This window comes from Vibrio glycogenivorans (assembly GCF_051660965.1).
Classification (GTDB): domain Bacteria; phylum Pseudomonadota; class Gammaproteobacteria; order Enterobacterales; family Vibrionaceae; genus Vibrio.
This window is the reverse complement of the sequence record NZ_JBPVIS010000002.1, coordinates 281308-305288: the sequence shown is the minus strand read 5'-3', so window position 1 is coordinate 305288 and position 23981 is coordinate 281308. Positions and strand designations below refer to the sequence as shown.

The 23981-nt window shown below is 50.1% G+C and carries 23 protein-coding genes and 1 pseudogene; 14 read left to right on the top strand and 10 right to left on the bottom strand.

Annotated features, from left to right (window positions below):
* Positions 1-117: 117 nt before the first annotated feature.
* A complete protein-coding gene (locus tag ACSTTG_RS06120; RefSeq protein ID WP_438474135.1) occupies positions 118-1392 on the bottom strand; it encodes an alpha/beta fold hydrolase in 1275 nt (424 codons plus the stop codon).
* 193 nt (positions 1393-1585) lie between these two features.
* On the opposite strand from ACSTTG_RS06120, the gene ACSTTG_RS06115 reads away from it, so the two are divergent.
* A complete protein-coding gene (locus tag ACSTTG_RS06115; RefSeq protein WP_438474134.1) occupies positions 1586-2959 on the top strand; it encodes an MATE family efflux transporter in 1374 nt (457 codons plus the stop codon).
* 141 nt (positions 2960-3100) lie between these two features.
* The gene (locus ACSTTG_RS06110; RefSeq protein ID WP_438474133.1) at positions 3101-5635 is read left to right on the top strand and encodes a PAS domain-containing sensor histidine kinase; all 2535 of its coding nucleotides are present in this window, start codon (positions 3101-3103) and stop codon (positions 5633-5635) included.
* Positions 5636-5722: 87 nt separating this feature from the next.
* Here ACSTTG_RS06110 and trpA read toward each other — a convergent pair whose 3' ends face one another.
* The 7 genes from trpA to trpL2 form a co-directional block, all read right to left on the bottom strand.
* On the bottom strand, positions 5723-6526 hold the full coding sequence (gene trpA, locus ACSTTG_RS06105; RefSeq protein WP_438474132.1) for a tryptophan synthase subunit alpha: 804 nt from the start codon (positions 6524-6526) through the stop codon (positions 5723-5725).
* Positions 6526-7716 carry a tryptophan synthase subunit beta gene (gene trpB / locus ACSTTG_RS06100; RefSeq protein WP_438458150.1) on the bottom strand — a complete coding sequence of 397 codons (1191 nt, stop codon included), beginning with the start codon at positions 7714-7716 and terminating at the stop codon, positions 6526-6528. Before trpB ends, trpA begins: the two co-directional genes overlap by 1 nt.
* Positions 7717-7757: 41 nt before the next feature.
* Positions 7758-9185 (bottom strand): bifunctional indole-3-glycerol-phosphate synthase TrpC/phosphoribosylanthranilate isomerase TrpF, encoded by a 1428-nt coding sequence (trpCF, locus tag ACSTTG_RS06095; RefSeq protein ID WP_438474131.1) that lies wholly within the window; start codon positions 9183-9185, stop codon positions 7758-7760.
* 4 nt (positions 9186-9189) lie between these two features.
* Positions 9190-10200 (bottom strand): anthranilate phosphoribosyltransferase, encoded by a 1011-nt coding sequence (gene trpD, locus ACSTTG_RS06090; RefSeq protein ID WP_438474130.1) that lies wholly within the window; start codon positions 10198-10200, stop codon positions 9190-9192.
* A 25-nt stretch (positions 10201-10225) separates the two neighbouring features.
* A complete protein-coding gene (locus ACSTTG_RS06085; protein WP_438474129.1) occupies positions 10226-10807 on the bottom strand; it encodes an aminodeoxychorismate/anthranilate synthase component II in 582 nt (193 codons plus the stop codon).
* Positions 10808-10812: 5 nt separating this feature from the next.
* Positions 10813-12375: an anthranilate synthase component 1 gene (locus tag ACSTTG_RS06080; RefSeq protein WP_438458154.1), complete on the bottom strand. Its 1563-nt coding sequence runs from the start codon at positions 12373-12375 to the stop codon at positions 10813-10815.
* Between the two features lie 188 nt (positions 12376-12563).
* Complete coding sequence (trpL2, locus tag ACSTTG_RS06075; protein WP_438458155.1) at positions 12564-12677, bottom strand: tryptophan operon leader peptide; 114 nt, start codon at positions 12675-12677, stop codon at positions 12564-12566.
* 85 nt (positions 12678-12762) lie between these two features.
* Between trpL2 and rnm the strand changes: the two genes are divergently transcribed.
* The 3 genes from rnm (at position 12763) to rluB (ending at position 16135) form a co-directional block, all read left to right on the top strand.
* Positions 12763-13635 carry an RNase RNM gene (gene rnm, locus ACSTTG_RS06070; protein WP_438474128.1) on the top strand — a complete coding sequence of 291 codons (873 nt, stop codon included), beginning with the start codon at positions 12763-12765 and terminating at the stop codon, positions 13633-13635.
* Positions 13632-14252, top strand: a complete 621-nt coding sequence (locus tag ACSTTG_RS06065; RefSeq protein WP_438474127.1) for an L-threonylcarbamoyladenylate synthase — start codon at positions 13632-13634, stop codon at positions 14250-14252. Before rnm ends, ACSTTG_RS06065 begins: the two co-directional genes overlap by 4 nt.
* A 914-nt stretch (positions 14253-15166) precedes the next feature.
* A complete protein-coding gene (rluB, locus tag ACSTTG_RS06060) occupies positions 15167-16135 on the top strand; it encodes a 23S rRNA pseudouridine(2605) synthase RluB (protein ID WP_438458158.1) in 969 nt (322 codons plus the stop codon).
* 83 nt (positions 16136-16218) lie between these two features.
* On the opposite strand, the gene ACSTTG_RS06055 is transcribed toward rluB, so the two are convergent.
* Together ACSTTG_RS06055 and ACSTTG_RS06050 are read right to left on the bottom strand one after the other, a co-directional pair.
* Positions 16219-17295, bottom strand: coding sequence for a PQQ-dependent sugar dehydrogenase (locus tag ACSTTG_RS06055; RefSeq protein WP_438474126.1), 1077 nt, complete (start codon positions 17293-17295; stop codon positions 16219-16221).
* A gap of 120 nt (positions 17296-17415) precedes the next feature.
* Positions 17416-17844, bottom strand: a pseudogene (locus ACSTTG_RS06050) (solute carrier family 23 protein); the annotation flags it as partial.
* Between the two features lie 44 nt (positions 17845-17888).
* On the opposite strand from ACSTTG_RS06050, the gene ACSTTG_RS06045 reads away from it, so the two are divergent.
* From ACSTTG_RS06045 to ACSTTG_RS06005, 9 genes are all read left to right on the top strand, one after another.
* Positions 17889-19637 carry a recombinase family protein gene (locus tag ACSTTG_RS06045; protein WP_438474125.1) on the top strand — a complete coding sequence of 583 codons (1749 nt, stop codon included), beginning with the start codon at positions 17889-17891 and terminating at the stop codon, positions 19635-19637.
* A 109-nt stretch (positions 19638-19746) separates the two neighbouring features.
* A complete protein-coding gene (locus ACSTTG_RS06040; protein ID WP_438474124.1) occupies positions 19747-20136 on the top strand; it encodes a hypothetical protein in 390 nt (129 codons plus the stop codon).
* A gap of 113 nt (positions 20137-20249) precedes the next feature.
* A complete protein-coding gene (locus ACSTTG_RS06035) occupies positions 20250-20696 on the top strand; it encodes a hypothetical protein (RefSeq protein WP_438474123.1) in 447 nt (148 codons plus the stop codon).
* Positions 20693-21091: a hypothetical protein gene (locus tag ACSTTG_RS06030; protein ID WP_438474122.1), complete on the top strand. Its 399-nt coding sequence runs from the start codon at positions 20693-20695 to the stop codon at positions 21089-21091. The genes ACSTTG_RS06035 and ACSTTG_RS06030 overlap by 4 nt, the downstream gene beginning before the upstream one ends.
* Before the next feature lie 165 nt (positions 21092-21256).
* Positions 21257-21658: a hypothetical protein gene (locus tag ACSTTG_RS06025; protein WP_438474121.1), complete on the top strand. Its 402-nt coding sequence runs from the start codon at positions 21257-21259 to the stop codon at positions 21656-21658.
* Entirely contained in the window at positions 21648-22007 is a 360-nt protein-coding gene (locus ACSTTG_RS06020; RefSeq protein WP_438474120.1) for a hypothetical protein, read from the top strand. The genes ACSTTG_RS06025 and ACSTTG_RS06020 overlap by 11 nt, the downstream gene beginning before the upstream one ends.
* 35 nt (positions 22008-22042) lie before the next feature.
* Positions 22043-22552 (top strand): hypothetical protein, encoded by a 510-nt coding sequence (locus tag ACSTTG_RS06015; protein ID WP_438474119.1) that lies wholly within the window; start codon positions 22043-22045, stop codon positions 22550-22552.
* Positions 22553-22608: 56 nt separating this feature from the next.
* Positions 22609-23094, top strand: a complete 486-nt coding sequence (locus tag ACSTTG_RS06010) for a hypothetical protein (protein WP_438474118.1) — start codon at positions 22609-22611, stop codon at positions 23092-23094.
* A 332-nt stretch (positions 23095-23426) separates the two neighbouring features.
* A complete protein-coding gene (locus ACSTTG_RS06005) occupies positions 23427-23933 on the top strand; it encodes a hypothetical protein (RefSeq protein ID WP_438474117.1) in 507 nt (168 codons plus the stop codon).
* Positions 23934-23981 lie beyond the last annotated feature (48 nt).

Sequence of the window (23981 nt, the reverse complement as noted above, 5' to 3'; positions counted from 1 at the left end):
TCCTTGCTTGGAGCGACTAACACAAGTGTATCGCTTTCCCTTCGTGTTACTAGCCATTTTCGGAACTGTTATTGTTGCCTGCGGCGACCTAAGCTGCCTTAGGCCGCCGGAACGGATTTAACGGGTCATGGTGATCAAACGATCTAGAATGCGCTCTCCATCAGCGCGAAGCCCGTTGTGTTCGTACTCATTGGTTATCCAGGCGTGAGTATTCGGAATTTTACGCAGGGTCTCACGGCTAAGGTCAAATTCAACAAACATATCCTCTGCGTAGACTGCGCAACTGACTGGAACCGAGTTCTGCTCAAGAACGGATGGATCGTAAAGACTTGGCCAATCTGACTTAGCGGCGATGATATCTGCCGCCTCTTTGAGTTGCTTAAGATTGTGATATTGCTTGAACATCCATGGGAAAATCATCTCTCCGGTAAAGAGGAAAGGCTTACCCGGTTGATAGTTAAAGTCTTGCCTCTGATCACGTACTCGCTGCGCGCTCCAGTTTGAAGCGAATCCCTGACAATAACAGGCCTCATGCAATAGGGCATAAATCGGGTTTGTTTGACAGCTCTGTTGCTCGAGTACCTGATTGAGGAAGTGGTAACTAAGACGTTGGACTCCATCTACCTCAACAAACGCCTCTTCAAGTAGATGGTAGGTGGGTAAAAAGCTGTCGCTCACGCCAAAACAGATACCAATCTGTTGAAACTGCTCAACGGTAAGACGCTGCCCATTGGGTAGTCGCTCGTCTTGAATCAGCAAATGATCAGCGATGGCTTGGCAGCGGGCTTGTGCATCGGGAAACTGTCGAAAAAACGCCTTGTTTTTGTCAAGGGTGCGTTCAAATGTTGCTTGATAGACTTGGTCACAATGGCCTTCTAAAGGAGGAATACCTCCGGTGATATAGCTGCGCAATAGGCTGCCTGGGAACATTGACAGATAGGTGAGGCTGCAAAAGCCACCAAAGCTCTGGCCAAGTGTTGCCCAGCGCGTCACGCCAAGTTGCTGGCGAATCGCTTCTGCGTCGCGCACGATGTTGTCTGCGCGAAAATGAGAAAGATAGTGGACTTGTTGTTGTGCAGAGAGATGGGCCAGAGTTTGATGCGTAATTGGAGTGCTGTTTCCGGTACCTCGCTGATCTAGGAGCAAGACACGATATTCCTTCAGAGCGCGTTTAAGCCAACCTTGATTGCCCATTGGGCGTGGCGCAGCAAAACCGGGTCCGCCTTGAAAAAACACCAGCCAAGGTTTATTCGTACTGTGCTCATCGATGAGGCGCACCTCACGAGCAAATACCTTGATCAGGTCACCATCTGGCTGTGCATAGTCTAGAGGTAGCTGAAATTGGTGTGGTTGATAGTAAACGCCATTATCGACGTAAGGTTGAGCGTTCATAGTGGCTGCCTTTTTGTGTGTTTTTATAAGCTTGCATAGGTAATGCGCTGTTTTTACTTTACCGAGTTAAGGCACAGAAGAGAACCTTACAGCAAATATATCCATTTGTTATCGTTTCGAGTTGTTATATCATATTACTTTATATTTCAGCCAGTTGGCGCGTATGTAATTTTCGTTTTGATAAGGTTGTCCAGTGTCGTCAAAATCCTATGTAAAAAAGAACCTCTCTATCGCTTGGCCTTTGGCATTGAATGGGCTGTTAATGCAATCCATGTTGATGATCGATACCCTGTTGGTCTCTCCACTGGGTGAAGTGTCACTAGCGGCAATGGGGATCGCGACGACGATTCTAGCCTTTATCCTTGCGATCCAAATGGCGCTGGCCAATGGAAGTCAGCTGGTACTGAGCCGTGCTGTAGGGTCAGGAGTCAAGAGCTCATTAACAAAGGCGTTCGTGTCCGCTTTGCTCATCAATTGCTCCGTGGCAAGTTTGTTCTGGGTATTGCTGACACTCTTTGATCAACCCTTGATTACAGCCTTGAGTGATGACCCGCTACTTGTCGAGAATATAGCCACTTACCTCAGTATCTCCAAGTATCTGGTTCTTTTCACTGCGGTGACGCAAGTGATGATAGCCCTGTTTAATAGCATGGGTAAAAGCAAGATCTCTTTTCGTGGCTATCTTGTCGAGCTGCCCGTCAACACCCTAGTGAGTTATGTGTGTATTTATGGCTTGTCTTTTAACGGTAGTGAATGGCTATCGGGAATGGGAGTACAAGGCGCAGCGGTGGGCAGTGTGTTCGCTATTGGGGTGCGGCTGCTCCTGTTTGCGTTTTTGTTGCGTCTTGGAGGTGATATAGATTTAGCGACAGTTCGCCAAGAAAAAGCCATGACGCGCAATACTGTGCAGCATTTTAAGGAAATATTTCCGGTAGCGGCTAATGTTACCATTTTGATGATCGGTGCCACGGTCTATCAGTTGCTGTACTCACAATTGGACATCCATGCCTACGTGGCGATCAGTTTGATGGCACCTTGGATTCGCTCAGGAACCCAGTTTATTGGTGCTTGGTCGCAGTCTTCTGCCATCACAGTCAGCCAGGCAATTGGCTCAGGGAAACTTAATGACTTGGCGACTAACGTCAGAACTAGCATCACGATAGCGATTGGTATTTCGGTGACTATAGCCATAGCGTTTTTTGGCTTAAGCCTTGTTATTGGCAACATCTATCCAGATTTGGATCAATCGACCTACCAAGCACTAGCATTGATTGCGCCTCTGTATATCTTGCTGCCTATTGTGCGTGGCTACAACACTGTGCATGGAAATGTGCTGCGTGCGTTGGGCAAAACTACGGCAGTATTTAAGATTAACTTTGTCGGTCAGTGGGTGATCTCAATTCCTTTGTGTGTCGCAATCGTGGTCTATCTCGACAACGGTTTTTTCTGGGCGTTTGCTGTGCAGCCTTTTGAGGAATTTATTCGCGCATTTCCGCTACGAAACCTGTCAAAACGAACTCTGGCCAGCTTTGATCAGGAGCAGGCTAAGCATCTGATGTACGATTAATGCCAATATAAGCGTTGTACATATTGACGACTTTGTTGACCGTTTAGATATAACGCGACTCTATAAGCAATTGCATGCTTATTTGTGTGAGTAATATCAAACCCTTATTGCCTTTTTAGGTATTAACTTGAAAGGAGATGGATGGCTATCAAGCAAGGGGATTGGATGAAACTGGTCAATAAAGTCGTTATTTCGGTATCGGTGATTTGTATATTGTGTATCAGTATGACGGCCGGGCTGGTGGCATGGCAGTCAATCAGTACCTCACAAGAAGCGATAAAGTCACGCGCCGTCGATCAACTGAGTGCGATTAACGAGAGCAAAAAATTTGAGCTTGAGCGCCACTTTCAGCAAATTGAGCACCAAATCGAGCTATATTCTAACTCGCCGACAATTGTATCCGCCGTCCAGTCATTATCTCAAGCCTTTGCTCTTGTTCAGCCTGGTGATAGTCAAGCAGAATTGGACACGTTGAATCAATTTTATCGTGAGGTTTTTAACCTTGAAGTCACTTTAGATGCCCCGGAAAACGATGACAGTCGAATAGAAATTTCGCCCAGCACACTTGGGCTTCAATATCGTTATATCGCCAATAACCCCTATATCATTGGTGACAAAGATCAGCTCGTCTCCTCGAGCGTCAATGATGACTATGATAGAGCCCACCGCGAAATTCACTCCTTTATGCATGCCATTCAACAGGATTTCGGCTATTACGATGTCTTTTTGATCGATGCTGAGGCCAATATTGTTTACTCGGTATTTAAAGAGGTCGATTTTGCCACCAACCTGGTAAGTGACATGTACAGCGATACAGGTCTGGCCCGTGCCTTTAGCGCAGTGAGTGATCCAAGTATGAGGTTTACCCACTTTGAAGACTTTAGCTCTTATCCTCCCTCATTTAACGACCCAGCAGCGTTTGTCTCACACCCCATATATCAAGGTGAAGTGTTCGTTGGTGCGCTGGTATTTCAAATACCACGCTACACAATCAATCGCATCATGACCTATGACTTTTCTTGGCCATCGGTCGGGTTGGGTCAAACAGGAGATAGCTACCTGGTTGCTAATGACCAAACCTTACGCAGTGACAGGCGTGCATACCTTGAAGATCCTTTTGGCTTTCTGCTAAAAAGTTCGGCAGTAGAAGATAGTGACTTAAGCGGCATGATCAACTCTTCAGGCTCGACCATAGGGCTGTTACAAGAGCTTACCCCTCACGTGACCGCGTTTGTTTCACAGGGCGAAAGACTGTCGATATCGACCGATGTTGAAGGCGAGCAGGTATTGGTACTCGCTAATCAGCTCCAAGTCATTAACAACATCTGGTATGTATTCTCGGAGATCTCCTTAGCAGAGGCGCATGCGGACCTCATTGTGGTTGAAGAACGCATCCTACAAAGTTCAATTGCACTAGTTTTGGTGGTTTCGGCGTTTGCGATAGTGGTCTCTAAGCTCGCCTCACGCCCAATAAGTAACCCTCTGCTTGAGAGTGATGGTGGTCCGAATACTTGGGTGCAATCGCTGAGTAAGCTCGAAACGCAAAATGAGATTTTAGCCAAAGTCGCCACCAGCTCTATTGACGGCATCACTATCTGTGATGCTCATGGCAGAGTAATTTGGGTCAATAGGGCCAGCCAGGATATCAACGGTTTCCAGCTCGATGATCTGATGGGTAAACACTACATCGAACATTTGTTTAGCGTTGATGATAATCAAGAGATCAAGGCAAAGTTTAAGTCTGCGATTGACCAACAGCAACCTTGCCAGATCGAGTTGGTCAATTACCGCAAGTCGGGTGAGCGCTACTGGGCGGATATCAACCTTATGCCCTTGTTTGATACTGCCAAACAGGTATCACACTTGATAGCGATAGAGCGAGATATCTCTGACCGCAAACAGAAAGAGCAGGCCCTAAAGGCGTCAACCAAGTCCGCCAACCGAGCCAATCAAGCGAAAAGCCAGTTTTTAGCCACTATGACACATGAGCTAAGAACACCATTGAACGGCATTTTGGGGATGGCGAACGCGCTCAGAGGGTCAGAGCATGACCAACAAGAGTGGAATGAAGCACTGGATGTGATAGAGGGCTCAAGCGCGCATTTACTGACTATCGTGAATGATATTCTCGATTTCTCTACCCTTGAGAGTGACAACATGGAATTCAACCTCCAGCCCTTCGCCCTCGATGAGTTATTCAGTCCTATCGAGCATTACTATCGCACCGCTTGTCGCGCTGAGAAGATAGACTTTCTCTGTTCAGTTATACCTGAAAAAGAGTGGGTAAAAGGCGATGTGGTGCGTATTCGCCAGGTATTGCACCATCTGATGAGTAATGCCGTTAAGTTTACTCATCAGGGCAGGATAGAGCTTAAAGGTGCTTATCAAGATGGGCAGTTACTGGTGACCATCACCGACACCGGGATTGGCATGAGCGAGGCGCAACTAGAAACGATTTTCGAGCCGTTCAACCAAGCCGACAACAGCACAACCCGCCAATACGGAGGCACTGGGCTGGGGCTAACCATATGTCATCAGCTTGTGACGAATATGGGCGGAGAGATCACAGCTTCAAGCAAGTTAGGCGTCGGTAGTGAGTTTAACCTTCGCCTCCCGCTGAGAAGCGAGAGTCGAGAATCGAGAGGCGAGAGCCAAGATTCTTCAACCCATGTATGACGCCTCTTTGTTCCACAGACGAGAAGCGAGAACCCCTCGCTTCTCGCAGCAAAGCGCTCCCGCCTCTCGCCTCTTCCCCCAGGGGAATTAAGCAGTAGCAGCTTTCATCGAGCTAACAAACGTGCTCAGCTCGCTGAGCATGGTGTCTGGCTGCTCAACATTAGCCTCAATGATTTTCACCACGGCAGAGCCAGAGATTGCGCCTGCTGCACCGGCTTCAAGGGCTTGCTTCACCTGCGCTGGCTCAGAAATACCAAAGCCAAGCAGTGCTGGTGGCGCATCAAATTGGTTGAGGCGACCTAGCATATCACCAACTGGCATGTTCGCCTTGGTCTCTGCGCCGGTGACGCCTGCACGTGAGAGTAGGTAGGTGTAACCGCCGCCTAGCTCAGAAACTTGCTTGAGTGTTTCGTCTGTAGCCGTTGGTGGCGCAATAAAGATTGGGTGCACACCATGCTTACGCGCTGCTTGAATAAACTCGTCCGCCTCGTTGGTTGGCACATCAGCCACCAACACAGAATCGATACCCGCCTCAGCGCAGCGCTGGTAGAAGTTGTCAATCCCGCGCGAGTACACTAGGTTAGCGTACATCAACAAGCCGATTGGTAGCTCAGGGTATTTTGCGCGGATCTTGCCAATCTGCTCAAAACAGATAGCAGGGGTAGCACCCGACTCCAGTGCGCGAATGTTCGCACCTTGAATCGTTGGGCCATCAGCCAATGGGTCTGAGAATGGGATACCCAGCTCCAGGGCATCTGCGCCAGACTCTACCAGCGTCTCCATGATCTGGTAAGACAGCTCAGGGTTTGGGTCACAGACCGTTACAAACGGTACAAAAGCGCCTTGGTTTTTGTCGTTGAGGCGCGCGAACATCGCATTATAACGATCCATTAGATCACTCCTTTTTCTTCTAGGATGGCGTGTACGGTGAAGATGTCTTTGTCACCACGTCCAGATAGGTTGACTACCAGCAGCTGCTCTTTCTCTGGGTTCTCACGCGCCATTTTCAGCGCTTGAGCCAGTGCGTGTGACGATTCTAGAGCAGGGATGATGCCTTCGCTGCGCGCCAATTCTTGGAAGGCATCCAGTGCTTCATCATCGGTAACGTTGTCGTATTCCGCGCGGCCAATCGCATTGAGGTGGGCGTGTTGTGGGCCGACTGATGGGAAGTCGAGACCAGCCGACACCGAGTACGACTCTTCGATTTGGCCGTGTTCATCTTGCATCAGTGGCGCTTTCATACCGAAGAAGATGCCGGTCGTGCCATGCTTAAGCGGTGCACCGTGTTGATCAGTGTCAATACCTTTACCCGCTGGCTCAACACCAATTAGGCGCACGCTCTGCTCCTCGATAAAGTCGGCAAACATACCAATCGCGTTTGAGCCACCGCCAACACACGCAATCACAGCGTCTGGAAGACGACCTTCGCGAGCGAGGATCTGGTTCTTAGTCTCTTCACCAATCATGTGCTGGAATTCACGCACGATAGTTGGGAATGGGTGAGGACCAGCTGCAGTACCAAGTAGGTAGTGGGCCTCTTCATAGCTTGCTGACCAGTCGCGCAGCGCTTCGTTACACGCATCTTTCAGTGTTGCAGAGCCTGAATGGACCGGGATCACTTCAGCGCCCATTAGTTTCATGCGGAAAACGTTTGGACTTTGACGCTCAACATCTTTCGCACCCATGTAGACGCGGCACTTAAGGCCCAAGAGTGCACACGCCAGTGCGGTTGCCACGCCGTGCTGACCAGCGCCGGTTTCTGCGATGATCTCGTTTTTACCCATACGCTTGGCCAGTAGCGCTTGACCAAGCACTTGGTTGGTCTTGTGCGCGCCGCCGTGCAGCAGGTCTTCACGCTTAAGGTAAAGCTTGGTTTTAGTACCCTTGGTCAGGTTACGAGTCAGAGTCAGCGCGGTAGGGCGGCCAGCATACTCTTGCAGCAGCGCCATAAATTCGCTCTGAAATTCCGGGTCTTGCTGTGCGTCAATAAAGGCTTGCTCCAACTGCTCTAGGGCAGGGACCAAGATCTGCGGTACATACTGACCGCCGTATTCACCAAAGTAGGCATCGAGTTTTGCCATGGTTCTCATTCCTTAAAATAATTCATTAATGGTAAGCTGCATCAGTAATCACGGATTGCCGCGAAGGCTTGCTGCAACTTAACCAGATCTTTTTTACCGGGAGCCGATTCCACTCCAGAGTTGAGGTCCAACCCAAGGCAGCCAAGCTGCGCCGCTTGTTTAGCATTGTCGGGACCTAGGCCACCGGCGAGCATCACTTGGCACGGCTCTGCGATCAGTGACCAATCAAAGGTCTGACCGGTACCGCCGCTTTGATTGCCCACTTGGGCATCGAACAGGTGACGATCGACAAACTTATCAATAAGTGTAGGCGCACAGTCAGACACGCCATAGGCTTTCCAGATCTCGACATTGTCATCGAGCTGTACACGCAGATGCTTGATGTAGTCCTGGTCTTCATCGCCGTGCAGTTGTACCGCACTAAGGCCCAGACTGCTGGCCGTTTCAGCAACAAAGCCTGAGTCGTGATTTTGGAATACACCCACGTAACGCAGTGGGGCACCACTCATGGTCAGGCGTGCGCTTTCAAGGTCGACCGCGCGCTTGGATTGACTGACAAAAATCAGGCCGCCAAAAATCGCACCAGATTGGTAGGCTTTAGCCGCATCATCAGGGTGGGTCAGACCACACACCTTGTTCTCGCCCAATGTCACCTTGCGCACCGCAAGCTCTAAGTTTTCTTCTGCCATCAGCGAGCTACCAATCAAGAAGCCATCAGCATGCTCGGCCAAATCGCGCACTTGCTGGTGGGTATAAATACCCGATTCCGAGATCACGGTAGCCTCTGGTGCCAGTTTGCGGATCAGCGGCGCAAGCTCTTTGGTGCGATCGAGGTCAGTCGACAGGTCACGCAGGTTGCGGTTATTGATACCAATTACCTTAGCGTTGAGCCTCACCGCGCGGTGCAGTTCTTCTTCGTTACTGACCTCGGTTAGCACACCCATATTCAGGCTATGTGCGATATCAGCAAGCTGTTGGTACTCTTCATCGCCAAGGACCGACAGCATCAACAGGATCGCATCCGCACTGTAGTGGCGCGCAAGATAGACTTGATAGCTATCGACCATAAAGTCTTTACACAAAATCGGCTGTTTGGCCTGCTTGCGCACTCGAGGCAGAAACTCAAAATCGCCTTGGAAGTATTTCTCATCGGTCAAAACCGAGATCGCGTTGGCGTGGTTGTTGTACACCGATGCAATGTAATCAAGGTCAAAATCATCACGGATCAAGCCCTTAGATGGCGAGGCTTTCTTACACTCCATGATAAACGCTGATTGCTCACCGCTTAGCGCAGTATAGAAGCTACGATCTGAGGGGGTAAGTTCGGACTTAAAGCCCTCAAGCGGCTGAGTTTGTTTGCGCTCTGCTACCCATTGATACTTGTCACGCACAATTTTGGCGAGCACTTCGGCCATCTCGGCTTCGGCGACTGATACATGATCAGACAGTTGGTTGGTTGAATTTGTCATTGGCTTAGTCATTTCCAAATTGCTGCTTGGCTAGGCGCTGAACCAGATCAAACGCTTTGCCAGAGTTCATTGCCTCAATCGCCTGCTGGGTGTTGGCTTTCAAGTCTTCATGGCCAAATAGGCGCATCAATAGCGCAACGTTCGCTGCGACCGCACCAACTTGAGCTGGCGTCCCTTTACCGGTCAGGATATTGGTGATAATCGCACGGTTCTCCTCAGGCTCGCCACCTTTGATTGCCTCAAGTGGGTAGCTCTCTAGGCCGAAGTCCGCAGGGGTCAGTACATACTCAGTGATGACGCCGTCTTTAATTTCGGCCACTTTAGTTTCACCATGAATCGCCACCTCATCAAGACCAGAGCCATGAACGACGGCAGCACGCTTCATGTTCATCTCGAGCATGGTCTCAGCGATAGGGCCCACTAATGATTCACTGTAGACACCCATCAACTCGATATTTGGTCGAGCTGGGTTGATTAGTGGACCTAGGATATTGAAGATGGTGCGCGTTTTCATCGTAGTGCGCACTGGCATCGCGTGCTTGATACCGCCGTGATACTGAGGCGCAAACAAGAAGGCAACGCCCAGGGCGTCAACCGCCTCGCGAGTGGTCTCTGGGCTCATCGCCAAGTCGATACCAAACGAATCAAGGAGATCAGAAGAGCCTGACTTGCTCGATACGCTGCGGTTACCATGCTTCGCCACTTTCAGGCCACAGGCTGCAGCAACAAACGCCGCGGTAGTGGAGATGTTGATGGTGTTATGTCCATCACCGCCCGTGCCAACGATATCGGCAAAATCGTAATCAGGCGTCGGAAACGCTTTCGCGTTCGCCAGCAGCGCTTTGGCTGCGCCCGCGATCTCTTCCGGTGTTTCGCCTTTAATCTTGAGTGCGGTCAGTGCTGATGCCAACAGGATATCACTCACTTCGCCCCGAATGATGGCATCAAATAGCGTTTGACTCTCTTCCTGCGTAAGTGATTGCTGGTCATACAGTTTGTTATAAATCGTTTCCATGGTCTTGCTTCCTATCCTTGCGCAGTTATTTCGCCAGCGCCCAGTCGATGGCATTTGCCAACAACGTTGCGCCTTGAGTTGTCATAATGGACTCAGGGTGGAACTGAAAGCCACACACCTTGTCCTGCTCTTGTACCACTGACATCACCAGTCCGTCTACCTCTGCGGTAATGGTAAGACTAGATGGTACCGATGTCGCTACCAAAGAATGATAGCGGGCAATGGCAAGCGGTGAAGGCAGATTAGCGTAGGTGGCGTGCGCGTCGTGCGCCATCATCGACACCTTACCGTGAATAATCTCGCCAGCACCAGCTACCGTACCGCCGTAGGCCTCAACGATGGCTTGATGACCAAGGCAGATACCGATCATAGGGACCTTACCTTTAAAGCGTTGAATAATCTCAGGCATCGAGCCCGCGTCAGCCGGTGCACCAGGTCCAGGTGATAACAGAATCACCGGGTTATCTAGCTCACTGACCGCTTGTTCAATCGCATCAGCGGCAATGCTGTTGCGGTAGATTGTGACCTGATGACCCAGAGAGCGGAACTGATCGACTAGGTTGTAGGTAAATGAGTCAAAGTTATCGATAAAGACAATATTCGCCATGATGATCACTCCTGATGGGCAACTTGGATAGCAGAGATGACTGCTTGTGCTTTACCGCGTGTTTCGTCGGCTTCAGCTTGTGGGTCGGAGTCAAATACAACGCCGGCGCCGGCTTGTACTTGGGCGATGCCATTTTCAACATAGGCTGAACGGATCACGATACAGGTGTCGAGCGTTCCCTCACCGGTCAGGTAGCCTACCGCACCGCCATAGCTGCCACGTCGTGTGCCTTCAACATCACGGATCAGCTGCATGGCGCGAATTTTTGGCGCGCCAGTCAGGGTGCCCATGTTCATACAAGCTTGATAAGCGTGCAGGGCATCTAAGTCACCGCGCAGTTGGCCGACAACGCGAGAAACTAAGTGCATCACGTGGCTGTAACGGTCAACTTTAAGCAGATCTGCCACGTGACGAGTACCAGCCTGAGAAATGCGCGCCACATCGTTACGTGCCAGGTCTACCAGCATCATATGCTCAGCGTTCTCTTTGATATCAGTGCGCAGCTCGAGCTCGATACGGCTATCGAGATCAAAATCAATCTGACCGCTAGGGTGCTTACCACGACGGCGCGTACCAGCAATTGGGTAGATCTCGATTTGATTGGTGTCTGTATCGTATTTCAGTGCGCTTTCTGGCGATGCACCAAATAGGGTAAATAGTTCATCTTGCATGTAGAACATGTAAGGGCTTGGGTTACTTTGTTTCAGTTGCTTGTAGGCAGCCAGCGGCGATGGGCACGGCAGCGTGAAGCGACGAGATGGTACAACCTGGAAGATATCGCCCTTAACCACGTACTCTTTTAGATCGCGTACGGTTTGGCAGAAGTCTTCGTCTGAGACGCTAACCTGCGTTGTCATATCCGCAACCTTCACCGCCGCCGGCAACGGTTTTGGCTCAGCGCAAAGTTTTGCGATTTCTTCGATACGCGCAGTTAGGGTCTCTTTTTGCTCACGATTGGCAAACAGGGTAGCTTGCAACTGACAAGACTCGGTTTGATGGTCAACGACCAGCAAGGTCTCAGCGACATAGAACACGTAGTCAGGACACTGGTTGGTCGCTTTAGCATCGCCAAGCGGCTCAAAGTTGGCCACAAGATCGTAGGCAAACAGACCGCCGATAAAGATCGCGTGTTTATCTTGTTCACTGATATCAAAGCTATGCTGTATCAGGCGCAGTGCATCAAAAGAAGACGCCTCACGCAGGCGAGAGTCTTCATCAAGCGTATCGCATGGCGTGGCAAAATGCAGGGTAAGCACCTCACCACAAAACTCGCTGGTGATGTTGTGGCGAATGTTTTGCTCAAGGTGAGTCAGCAGGTGGCGACCATTGGCCGTCAGCGCGGTCATTTGCACCTTGTGGCCGTAGCAGACAATGCGCACGGCAGAGTCAACGATTAGTAGGCTCTTTAGGTCTTGCTTTGATTCAATCTCCGCAGATTCGAGCAATAAGCTATCAGTCTTGTTCTCACACAGGGTGTGGAACAGGCGGGTAGGGTCCTGGAAGTAGGGTACGGTTGCATTAAGTACCTCTAGTTCACCCAAGTGATTTATTTCAATGGTCTTGTTCACAAGACATCCCTCTAATGGTTGTATCTCTTCCTGCCGTACATACTCGCACAAAGCGCAAACTGACCCAATCCTGTATTTTGTCGATTTGCTGATTGTTTAAGCAGTTAAATGTGAGATAGACGGCAAAACAAAAAGCCCGCTACGGTGAGCGGGCTTGACGATGAATTTGTGTTTACTTTATCGCACGTCTAGGCCCACTCGTTAAGAGTCCAAGAACGCCACCAAGAACATACAACAGAGACACAATTACCTTGGGTAATTGCGCTATTGCTGCTTTGCTTTTGGTTAAATTCTTGTAACATGAGTAGCCTTTGGTTCAGTGACTATGTAATTGCGTACTAGTTAACTAGTGCAAGGGCAAAAAGTCAATTACTTTTTTATATAATTATGCGAATAGATCTACACAGTCACACAACCGCCTCTGATGGTCGTCTTACCCCCCAAGCCTTGATTGATCGGGCGATGAGCTTTGATTTAGATGTTTTGGCGATCACGGATCACGATACGTTAGAGGGGCTTGCTCCGGCCCATCAATATATTCAAGATAACCAGTTGCCGATCCAATTGATAAACGGCATTGAGATCTCAACCGTTTGGCAGAACAAAGACATTCATATCGTTGGGCTTAACGTTGATCCGGACTCTAGTGCTTTGCAAGCGCTGATTGAGCAGCAAAAGCGTCACCGCGAGTCGCGCGCAGAGCTGATTGCGCATAGGCTCGCAAAAGCCACTCGAGAAGGCGTATTGGAAGAGGTCAAGCAGATTGCCGGTGATGCACCTGTCACCAGGGCGCACTTTGCGAAATGGCTGGTTGAAGAGGGGTTTGCCAAAAACCCTCAGCAGGTATTTAAAAAATTCCTTACCCGCAATAACCCGGGCTATGTCCCGCCGGCATGGTGCTCAATGAGTGATGCTGTCGATGCGATCCACCAAGCGGGGGGACAAGCGGTGCTAGCCCATCCAGGGCGCTATCAACTAACAGCGAAGTGGGTCAAGCGACTGCTGGCGGCATTTGTGGAAGCAGGCGGGGATGCGATGGAGGTCGCTCAGCCACAACAAGCGCAACAAGAAAGGCGCAACTTGGCTGATTATGCTATACAATACAAACTATTAGCCTCACAAGGCAGTGATTTTCATTACCCCTCTCCATGGATGGAGTTGGGGAGAAACCTATGGCTTCCCGCTGGTGTCGAGCCGGTGTGGAAGGATTGGCAAAATTTGGCGTTGGGAAACGATAACAACGAAGAGGAACAAGAATGAGCCAGTTTTTTTATGTCCATCCAGAGAACCCGCAAGCGCGCTTGATCAGTCAAGCGGTTGCCATCGTGCGTAATGGTGGTGTGATTGTCTACCCGACGGACTCTGGGTATGCGCTCGGTTGCCAACTCGAAAATAAGCAAGCACTGGACCGGATCTGTCAGATCCGTCGCATCGATGACAAGCACAACTTTACTCTGTTGTGCCGCGATCTGTCTGAGATTTCCCTCTATGCGCGTGTCGATAACACCGCGTTTCGCTTGCTAAAGAACAACACACCCGGTCCTTACACCTTTATCTTCAAGGGCACCAAGGAAGTTCCGCGTCGCTTGATGAACTCCAAGCGTAAAACCATCGGCATCCGTGTCCCTGACAATCGTATTGCCCTGGACTTACTTGAAGCGATGGGTGAGCCATTAATGTCAACGTCATTGATGTTGCCAGGCAGTGATATCGCAGAATCCGATCCGGAAGAGATCCGCGATAAGCTCGAGCATGCCGTAGATGTGATCCTAAACGGCGGCTACCTTGGCGAACAGCCAACCACGGTTGTCGACTTTAGCGATGAAGACCCGGTTGTGATGCGAGTTGGTTCGGGCGATCCAGCACCGTTTGAATAGCAGGTGCGAGGTGCGGGGACGGGCAAAGCCCTTCGAGGTGCGAGGAGTTTAGCACATGACGTACTCCTCGCGACCCAGAACGAAGTGATACTCGCTCCTCGTAACTAAAATTTGAATAAAGAAGCGAGAGTCGAGGCGCGCACGAATCACTCTCGCCTCTCGCAGCAAAGCGATCTCGCTTCTCGCCTCTTCCCAATAGGGAAAAAAATAGCCAACCGCAATGGTTGGCTAAACGAATGCAAAAGGATAATTCCAATACTTGTCATACGTGCGCTAGGAGAGTTGTAGCCCTAACACACAACTACAGTAACTCATAGGTGCTCTGTTGCATACATGGTTATATGCAATCTTATTTTCTGTGACCCATAATTTTCTTAACTTGCATAGATAAAGGTGACCGACTAACCGAACGCGCGCGCTTATAACCTCGCCTCTCGCAGCGCAGCGATCCCGCCTCTTCCCCGAGGGAAAAAAAAAGCCAACACACTCCCTGTGGTTGGCAATATATGGAAAAGTAGGATGTCTAAGGATCGTTACTTGGTGTTGCTAGACCGGAGGAAGTTTGTCACCAAGTGCTCTGCGTCCTTTCAATTAAAGCATAGAACAATATAAACCCAATTGCGCATGTCGATATTGGTAACTTTATGTTTTGCATATGAAATGCTGCAGTATTAGCTTGTGAATTCTTTAGAGCAAAGGTCGATGTGTGGCTAGATGGTTCATTGCTAGGTTAGGCGAGATTATTAACCGTATTGAGCGGATTCTGTGCTTTACTATTTAGTGGTGACATTTTTAGTACAAAACAGAGTGGACAGTGTATAATACCCACCCAAACAGTGACTTGTATTTCTAAGTTATTGTTTTTAAACGTATTCATTATGACGTCTGTGAAGACGACAACATTAGGTAGATAAATGAACGAAAAGTTACAGAAGGTTTTAGCTCGAGCAGGTCACGGTTCACGTCGTGAACTTGAAGCACTGATCAAGGCGGGTCGCGTGAGTGTGAATGGTATCGTGGCTAAGCTGGGTGAGCGTCTCGAGGATGAAAACGCTGTTATCCGTATCGACGGACATACCGTTTCAGGCAAGGCTCAAGAAGAGGTCATTTGTCGCGTTCTTGCTTACTACAAGCCAGAAGGTGAACTGTGTACTCGTCACGACCCTGAGGGTCGTCGCACCGTATTTGACCGTCTACCTAAGATTCGTGGCTCACGTTGGATTTCGGTTGGTCGTCTGGATGCCAACACCTCAGGCCTATTGCTATTTACTACCGATGGTGAACTTGCCAACCGCCTAATGCACCCAAGCCGTCAGGTTGAGCGTGAATACCTTGTGCGCGTGTTCGGTGATGTGAATGAGCAGAAGATCAAGAGCCTAGTTCGCGGCGTAGAGCTTGAAGATGGCCTAGCACGCTTCGAAGACGTGGTTTATGCGGGTGGTGAAGGCATGAACCACACCTTCTATGTTGTGATCAACGAAGGTCGTAACCGTGAGGTTCGTCGTTTGTGGGAATCGCAAGACTGTACCGTGTCTCGCCTGAAGCGTGTTCGCTACGGTGATATCTTCCTCGATAAGAAACTGCCTCGTGGCGGTTGGATGGAACTGTCACTGAAAGACGTGAACTACCTACGTGATATGGTAGAGCTGCGCGCTGAAAAAGAGACCATGCTGGATCTGAACAAAGACAACACCTCGCGCAAGCGTGAGCGTGCTAAGAGTCAGAAGATCCGCCGTGCGGTTAAGCGCCATGAGGAGCGCGTGAGCAGCCCAGGTCGTGGCCGTGGTAAACCGACGCGTAAGCCAGGTCGCTCTAGCACTGGTAACGCTCAGGGTACTCGCCAAGATCAAGGTCGCCCGAGTCGTAATAATCGTCGCGGTTAATCACTGATTTATCACTCAAATATTAAAAAGCTCGCTCTCATAGCGAGCTTTTTGTTTTTCGGAGCACAGGGATTATTTCAAGATTATTCAACTTTTAAGCGGTAGATAGTGCCACTGTCGGCAGAAAAATAAACTTCACCTCCTGGACTTTGTGCGATGTCTCGGATGCGCTCTCCAAGGTCTTCAAGCAGACGCTGTGACTCGACTAAACCAGTGTCAGTAATAGAGACTACGTTGATGTGCGCGAGCTTGAGGGCGCCTGCGAGTAACTTCCCGTCTAGATCAGGATAAGCTTCGCCGCGGTACAAAATCATATTACTTGGCGCAATAGAGGGAACATAGACCAACAGAGGATCTTCCATGCCAGGTAATGACTCTGCCTCACCGACATCGAGCGGACCCCAATACTCTTTGCCATGCGAGGCCTTTGGCCAACCATAGTTGTTGCCGCGCTCAATCAGGTTAATCTCATCCCCACCGCGAGGACCATGCTCGATAGACCACAGTTGTTGCTCTTTATGATCATAGAATAGGCCCTGTGGATTACGGTGGCCATAGCTCCAAATCTCATCCAACCCGGGCTTGGCAACAAATGGGTTACCGTCTGGGATTGTGCCGTCGAGATTAAGGCGGACTATGGTTCCTGCGTGGGTTTGCAGGTCTTGACCGTTTTCCCGCTCTCCTCGGTCTCCGATGGTGATATAGAGATATTGCTTGGCAACCTCAATTCGACTGCCAAAATGACGTGAGGTATTAGAGTAAGCATTGGCGACAAAGATATCGTTGAACTCTTCTAATTGATTGCCACGCAATTCGGCTTGCGCGACAGCGAGTGTGACGCCATCTGGGGTTGACTTACTGTAGGAAAAGTAAAGGGTGTGTGAGCCATCGGGATTGGAAAGGTGCGCGATATCGAGCAGCCCGCCCTGACCCGATTGATAGACATCGTTAATAGAATAGAGGGGCTGGCGTTGGTTGGTCTCGATATTGAGTAGCGAGATGGTGCCATTTTTCTCGTTGATCACCATTTCAGTTGGAGACACAAATTCGATAGCCCAAGGAATAGAAAGCCCTTCAATGACTTTTTCTGCGTGATAGTCTTGTGCAGAGCTGGTGGCTGCCAAGGTGCTGAGTAATAGAGTTAGAGCAAACCGTCGCATATCGACTCCATAACTATTTTACTGATTCATATAAAGTTATAGCACGCGAGGCGGAATATTGATGGGAAAAAGGCACCACTTGGAGAAAGGATGCCTGAATTAAAAAGAGGTTAAGTAAAATTAGGCCTTTTCATCGTCCATTTGTGCATTATCAACCACGTGGTTATCGCCCAGTTTTCTCGGTAGCACCAAGTTGAGTGTAATAGCGACGATACCGCACAGACTGACACCCTGAAGGCTGAAGTCACCGATACCAAACGCCATGCCACCGATACCAAAGACGAGCGTCACAGCGACAATAACTAGGTTGCGCGAGTCATGCAGATCAACGCGGTTTTTGATTAGTGTGTTCAGGCCCACTGTGGCGATAGAGCCAAACAGTAGGATCATGATACCGCCCATTACTGGGACCGGAATGGTCTGTAGCAGCGCGCCCAGCTTGCCAACCAGCGCGAGAATAATGGCAGTCACAGCGGCCCAAGTCATAACAACAGGGTTGAAGGCTTTGGTGAGCATCACCGCGCCAGTCACTTCACTGTAGGTAGTATTTGACCAATAAGTCGTATACATTTGTGTAACAAGGAAGGTGATAGATGAAGCATAAAAAGCCGTGTATTTTGGGTTACTTGCGTGTGTCCAGTGACAAGCAAGCGAGGGACGGGAAGGGCATCAAGAGACAGACCGACGTCGTCACCATGGCGGGCGAACGCCTAGAGAATGATCTATCTCTGCCATGGGTAGGCACCGTGGCGGATGAGGGCTTGAGCGCCTTCCATGGGGTCAACACGTCCGAGGGTATCATGTCCGATATCATCGGCGGGGCCATGATCCCGAGCGGGTCAGTGTTGGTGCTTGAGAACTTTGACCGCCTATCCAGACAAGATCCCCTCGAAGTACTTTCGATCCTTAAGCGAATACTGGATCAAGGTATCCGCGTTTACATTGCCCACCGCGAAGAACTGATCGACAGTGTAAGCATAGCCGACACATCACAGATCCTAACCTCGATCCTTTCCATATCCCTATCACACGAGGAGAGCTTGAAGAAGTCAAAGCGGATGACCGCCGTATATGACAAGCAACTCAAAGACGCCAAGACCAAAAGCGGCGCGGTTAAAATCGGGCGCGCTCCGGCTTGGCTCCAGCGTGACAAGGATCAATCGTGGGTGCTCATTCCAGAACGGGCTAAAATCGTGCGTGAAATCGTCGACATGAGCTTGGCGGGCATGGGGGCGGGAATGATAGCCAAAGAGCTAAACGAACGCGGAGAGGCACCGTTCAGGACCGTTCAGGGGCAGAAGCGCAACCACAACGACACATCAGGGGTGTGGCACTCGTCGACCATCAGTAGGATGATAAAGAACAGGGCGTTGATAGGCGAGGCGACATTCAACCGTGCGGGCGATGATCCGGTAGTGGTGGACGGGTATTACCCCAAGGTTATCAACATGGCTAACTTTCTCAAGCTTCAGGAAATCATAGCCAGTCGTGGCACTGGAGGGGGCAAGGGGCGCAACTCATTGGTTCAAGCCATGCTTACGGGCCAGCGCTTGTGTGTATGCGGATATTGTGGGTCGGGTATCATCGCCAAGTCGGACGGACGCAGCAGGCGACCCAACGCCAAGGTGACCCGCTCGCTTGTTTGCTCGGGCTACGTGAAAAAGTACTCACTGCAATGCGCGGGTGGCTCCATGAACGCCGAGAAGTTGGAACACGCTTTGCTGATGTTTTGTGCGTCAAAGGTTAACTTTTCTGACGCGTTCGGGGATGAGGCCGAAGAGTTGGAGAAGGCAAAGATCGCACTAGCCGACGAGCAAGCGATACTCGCCAAGCTGACCAGCCAGCAATCAAAACTGATAGAGCTTTTCACCTTGACCGATGGCGACGATCCGCTATTGAAAGAGAAGTTTACCCAAGGGCGTGAGGCTATCAAACAGGCGACCGAGAAAGTCGGGGAACTGGAAGACGTGATCAACTCCATGGTAGGGGATGAAACCACCATACAGGATCAATACATGGAGTTGGTGAGCATGGTAGACGGTGACGGAATACCCGACGATCTGCGCCTGAAGCTTAAGATCCTCATTCATCGGTTTATCGAGCGCATCACGATCTACACCTATGGGACCGGATACAAGACCGACCCCGAGGCGCACGCGGACAAGTTACGGGCGATGGGAGTCGACGAGGACGTGATAGCCCATGCGCTAGAGGTTGGCACCACCAAGGACCGGACGCAAGGGGTTGCGGTGGTGGAGTTCAAAACGGGCGCGGTAAGTGTCATCCGACCTATGGCGGAAGAGTGGCAACATTTTCATATAGAACAGGGACTTACAAATTAACCGTAAATTTATTCGTATTTTTACTTGCTTTCTCTCCGCCACCCATGTATAGTTATCTACATCGAAGGGGCGGAGCGGTTCCATCCCAGCAACCCAAGAGGGCTACGCCATGATCACGCAAGCAACTATCGACCTGATGCAAGATACTATCGACGACATCAACGCTAAGATTTACAGCGCCAAGCACGCGCTGAATGAGCAGAACATTGACGGCGTTTACGTGGTGCGCCTAGCATCAGACCTAAGCTACACGGGCGGCTATTTGAACGTAATGGCGCTCATTGGTGGAGGTCATACGTTTAACTTTGTGTCAGACCCACAAGACACGCCTCGCTACACGTTCGACACAGCAGCCGAGGTAATGGACAACGTGGGCAAGATGGATGACCGCCAGATCGAAAAGTTGCCTTTGAAACGTGCCTTGATTCAGTTCATCCGCACGCTAACCGACACGGTCGATCAGCTTCAGGGCGCGCTTGACCGCAACACCAACGCCTAATACTTTCGAAGTAAATTAGGTAGTTTTACGAATAAAGTACTTGCTATAAAATTCAGTCAAGCGTAATATGTACATCAACGGGGCGCGGTGCCCCACCAACGAGCGAGGGTTACATGAAGAAGACATTACTAGCACTAGCACTATTCGCCACGGCTCCGGCTATGGCAGGGCTCGACCTACCAGAGACGGGCATTAACATCGACCATGGTCTCGTCAACGAGCTAAACAAGAGCTTCAGCGCTATGGCTGGCGTTCGAGTTGACGACGTGACGATGCTAGACTCGGTTGTCGCGCTTCACTTCGATTCCAAGCTATCGATCAACTATGCGTACTCGGTTGACTATGCGTCCGATGATCTTGATATGGTCGCGTTTAAAGACCTGATGAGTGAGCAACTAGAGTCGATGGTTACTGGAGTGTGTGACCCGTCAGCCAAGCTGGCCAAGGCGATCATTATCTTCGATAACGTTGAGGATGTTCGATTGAACTTTGCCTACACCCTGACCGACTACAAACGTGTAGAGCTTGATTACACATGTATGGAGGTGTGGGGCGAATGAGTCAAGAACACGTACCATATCGCGCTCTAATGCGCCGAGAGCAACAAAGAACGCCTAACGGTAGGGTAGCACTAGCGGCACTGTCAGAAGGGCTCAGAGAGCTTGACAGCGCGCCTAGGGGCGACAATGTCAGCCCAGTAGTGGTAGCGCCTTACTTTACGCCCAAGGCGAAGGCGGGAATAAATAGTCGCCAAGCCTGCTTGGCCCTATTGGAGAACGCCACGGATCGAGACCTTGACCGACTTGAAAAGGTTATAGCCATGCGCCGTGCGGAGTTGGCACAAGATCGAGTGTTTGGTGAGTGGCGCGAAAAACTGGCGGCTGCGTGGCGTGCTGACTTTAAGCACATGACTTTCGGCGAGTTTTTGGCGGCGGTGGTCTTGGCTGCGAAATAATCCGGCAATGATACGAAAAAAGTTATAAAAAGTGCTTGACCACGAAAACAAGTCAGGTTACATTAAGACCCATAGAGAGACGGGGCGCGCTAAAAGAACAAAGCCCCTTCCTTTTAAAACTAGGTAGGTAACTTTACGGTAAATCCTACCATGAGAGAGATGACCATGAAAAAGCAGATTTTAGCAGCGGCATTGATTGCGGCGAGCTTTGGAGCCAACGCAGTCGGCATCACGCCGAGTGTTATCGGCGGAAAGGATCAGCCCCTTGAGTCTATCGCCATGAACGGGACCAAAATTGCCCGCATCGGCGTTAAGAACACTGACCAAGACCGCCCGACCAAATACGAAATATATGTTGACGGTGAGTTCTACGGTTACACGCCAGCTATCGACTACGGGATGATCAGCTACATGAATGTGCCCGTTAAAGTTCGCGAGATGTACAAACGAGAGGAACACAAAGTGTGCGCATTGGCTGCGATAGAGAAACTGGAGAACAACGGCGGGGCGCGCTTCGCAGTGTGTACCAAGGTTCGCATCATAGGGGTGAGACCAAATGAAGACTAGAGCCATTGCCTTAACAATCTTGCTCGCCATATCCAACCACGCGGCGGCGGACAGCATCAGGACATCGGGCGGGGTTAGCTGTTCTAACAACGTGAATGATCAACCCTTTGAGCTGAAGACCTACACAGAGACGGCCAGAGGTAACGACTACGGGTATCAGGTCGATGAAGTGGTGGCGGGGATCGAGCTTAGTTACAAGTTCGGCAACGGTATCAAGTCACTAGATTGCAATACCCTGTATCAGCTGGAGCTAACCAAGCTCCGCACAGAAATCGAAATGCTTAGAGACCAACAAGCAGTACTCAAAGCAGTTCAACAAACATCCGGCGCTGATGGCGGCGAATGGTAATAACTTTTTAACTTAATGACAAAGAGAGTAACACGATGAAAAAATCAATCATTGCGGTAGTAGTAGCGGCAGCGGCATCATTTGGCGCACAAGCAGCAGTAACGACCAACTACTCGCACAGCGTAGACGGTTTTTGCAATGCGAGTAACGGCAGTCAAGACGGTGTATTGTATAACTCGCTAGAAAATGGATTTGAGCAGAATGATAGCGGCACATCACAGCCAGCATCTGTAAACATAGATACCAATACTGGCCTATTAACATTCACAATGTCATCTTTTCAAGTTGACGGAAATCTTATCAACAACGTGAGCTATTTTGGTGGCGGTATTGGCGAATATTCAAATATGTCGGGCGTGACAGTAGACAGCAACTTTTCTCCCAGTATGTCGGAAAACGTTTATTCGTTTACTGATGTGGATAGCGGCGAGAATGTCTATTATGTCGGCGTCGGATTCTACTCAGACCAATTCAGAGAACACGTCGGGGGCGACATCGCGGGCGACAGCTCGGTTACTATCACATGGGAAGTGACCTGCGACTAACACCCCCACAGGGTCGCCAAACGGGCGGCCCACCATCTAACACGGAAAGGCTAAGCATGAAAAAGAGTATTGCTTTACTAGTCGCCGCGTCAGCACTAACAGCAGCAACCGCGCAAGCTAGTGACATGGTACACCAATACGTGCCGGAGGAAGAAACCTGCGAAGTGTCAAAGGTTGCTGACGGCGTATTGCAAGAGGAATCGCGTTGGTCATGGATGAACGCGGGTAAAGTGGAAGTGGTGAGCAACTTTGCTAACACTGCACGTTTCACCGAGATGTCAACGCAGTGGGATGGCACTCTAAGCGCATCACAGCACGGTCACTACCGCGTACACGTGACAGCGGCTAAAGAGTACGTCTACCCCGATGACATCGACGTTCTAACGAGCGGATGGTCAAAGGATCTTAAGATCGTTGACGGCGACGTTGACGGCTATATCTTCCTTGGGTTCGATGGCGTGGCGGGTAAGTCCGGCGCGGTCGCATCACCAACCGATGTTGGTGCTATGACAACCACGTGGAGCGTGGAATGTCTTAAGTAACAAACAGCCCCAAATCAGGGCTTTCAAAAATGGTTCGTGTGTATCTCTCTACACGCTTAGCGCTTACCGTCCAGTTTTGGTGAGCGCCATTTTTGAAGGCTCTGACAGCCCGCCAACCTATTCAGGGAGGCGGGCGTTTGTATACCCCAAAAGAAGTATATTAGGTAGATTTACGAATAAAGTTATTGACGCGGTCGGGCGAGGTGTTGTATTATTATCTCACTGGCCGAGGTTACCTACGAAAATAGCTAGGTAACTTTACGGAAAAGATGCGGGCTAAGCCACCCGCGCCCAATGTCGGGCGAAGGCAAAACCAATAGAGGAGAAATAACATGATCAACATTACACCAACCCTAGAGGGTATTTTTGCGCAAGTGGTTCGCGCAGCACATGATGTGTTCGACGAAACGGGAGACGAAAACGATGTAAAAGCCGTTTACGTTGTGGACGGACGCAAATACACGTTCACCGATTTCGAATTTGACACTAGCCCGAAGATCTGTTTCGTGGACAGCACGGGCGCAAAATACACGGTCCGTCTTGCGGTTGCGAGAGATAGATATACCACCGTCACAGGTAACGTGAAAAGTACCACATCCACGATCACCACGACCGTAGCATACATGAATGTGGAAGGCGGGGACGAAAGCGGCTTTGAGCAGATGACCGATGACTTTATTTCATTGGCATCATGGAACAGTCAAACTGGTTTCCCATTGAAGGTAAAAGCGTTTAACGGTCATTTCACCACTGACGAGAACGCACTAGAAACTCTTTCGAAGGCGACAGGCAAACATGAAATGGATGTACTGGTAGAAACCCTAGAAATATTTGTATAACCAACAACCGCCACGGACGGCGGTCATTATTTACTAGGTAGCTTTACG

Coding starts and splice junctions, on each gene's coding strand:
- ACSTTG_RS06120 (WP_438474135.1), bottom strand. CDS start 1,392: ATGAACGCTCAACCTTACGTCGATAATGGCGTTTACTATCAACCACAC.
- ACSTTG_RS06110 (WP_438474133.1), top strand. CDS start 3,101: ATGGCTATCAAGCAAGGGGATTGGATGAAACTGGTCAATAAAGTCGTT.
- trpA (WP_438474132.1), bottom strand. CDS start 6,526: ATGGATCGTTATAATGCGATGTTCGCGCGCCTCAACGACAAAAACCAA.
- trpB (WP_438458150.1), bottom strand. CDS start 7,716: ATGGCAAAACTCGATGCCTACTTTGGTGAATACGGCGGTCAGTATGTA.
- trpCF (WP_438474131.1), bottom strand. CDS start 9,185: ATGACAAATTCAACCAACCAACTGTCTGATCATGTATCAGTCGCCGAA.
- trpD (WP_438474130.1), bottom strand. CDS start 10,200: ATGGAAACGATTTATAACAAACTGTATGACCAGCAATCACTTACGCAG.
- ACSTTG_RS06085 (WP_438474129.1), bottom strand. CDS start 10,807: ATGGCGAATATTGTCTTTATCGATAACTTTGACTCATTTACCTACAAC.
- trpL2 (WP_438458155.1), bottom strand. CDS start 12,677: ATGTTACAAGAATTTAACCAAAAGCAAAGCAGCAATAGCGCAATTACC.
- rnm (WP_438474128.1), top strand. CDS start 12,763: ATGCGAATAGATCTACACAGTCACACAACCGCCTCTGATGGTCGTCTT.
- ACSTTG_RS06065 (WP_438474127.1), top strand. CDS start 13,632: ATGAGCCAGTTTTTTTATGTCCATCCAGAGAACCCGCAAGCGCGCTTG.
- rluB (WP_438458158.1), top strand. CDS start 15,167: ATGAACGAAAAGTTACAGAAGGTTTTAGCTCGAGCAGGTCACGGTTCA.
- ACSTTG_RS06055 (WP_438474126.1), bottom strand. CDS start 17,295: ATGCGACGGTTTGCTCTAACTCTATTACTCAGCACCTTGGCAGCCACC.
- ACSTTG_RS06045 (WP_438474125.1), top strand. CDS start 17,889: ATGAAGCATAAAAAGCCGTGTATTTTGGGTTACTTGCGTGTGTCCAGT.
- ACSTTG_RS06040 (WP_438474124.1), top strand. CDS start 19,747: ATGATCACGCAAGCAACTATCGACCTGATGCAAGATACTATCGACGAC.
- ACSTTG_RS06035 (WP_438474123.1), top strand. CDS start 20,250: ATGAAGAAGACATTACTAGCACTAGCACTATTCGCCACGGCTCCGGCT.
- ACSTTG_RS06030 (WP_438474122.1), top strand. CDS start 20,693: ATGAGTCAAGAACACGTACCATATCGCGCTCTAATGCGCCGAGAGCAA.
- ACSTTG_RS06025 (WP_438474121.1), top strand. CDS start 21,257: ATGAAAAAGCAGATTTTAGCAGCGGCATTGATTGCGGCGAGCTTTGGA.
- ACSTTG_RS06020 (WP_438474120.1), top strand. CDS start 21,648: ATGAAGACTAGAGCCATTGCCTTAACAATCTTGCTCGCCATATCCAAC.
- ACSTTG_RS06015 (WP_438474119.1), top strand. CDS start 22,043: ATGAAAAAATCAATCATTGCGGTAGTAGTAGCGGCAGCGGCATCATTT.
- ACSTTG_RS06010 (WP_438474118.1), top strand. CDS start 22,609: ATGAAAAAGAGTATTGCTTTACTAGTCGCCGCGTCAGCACTAACAGCA.
- ACSTTG_RS06005 (WP_438474117.1), top strand. CDS start 23,427: ATGATCAACATTACACCAACCCTAGAGGGTATTTTTGCGCAAGTGGTT.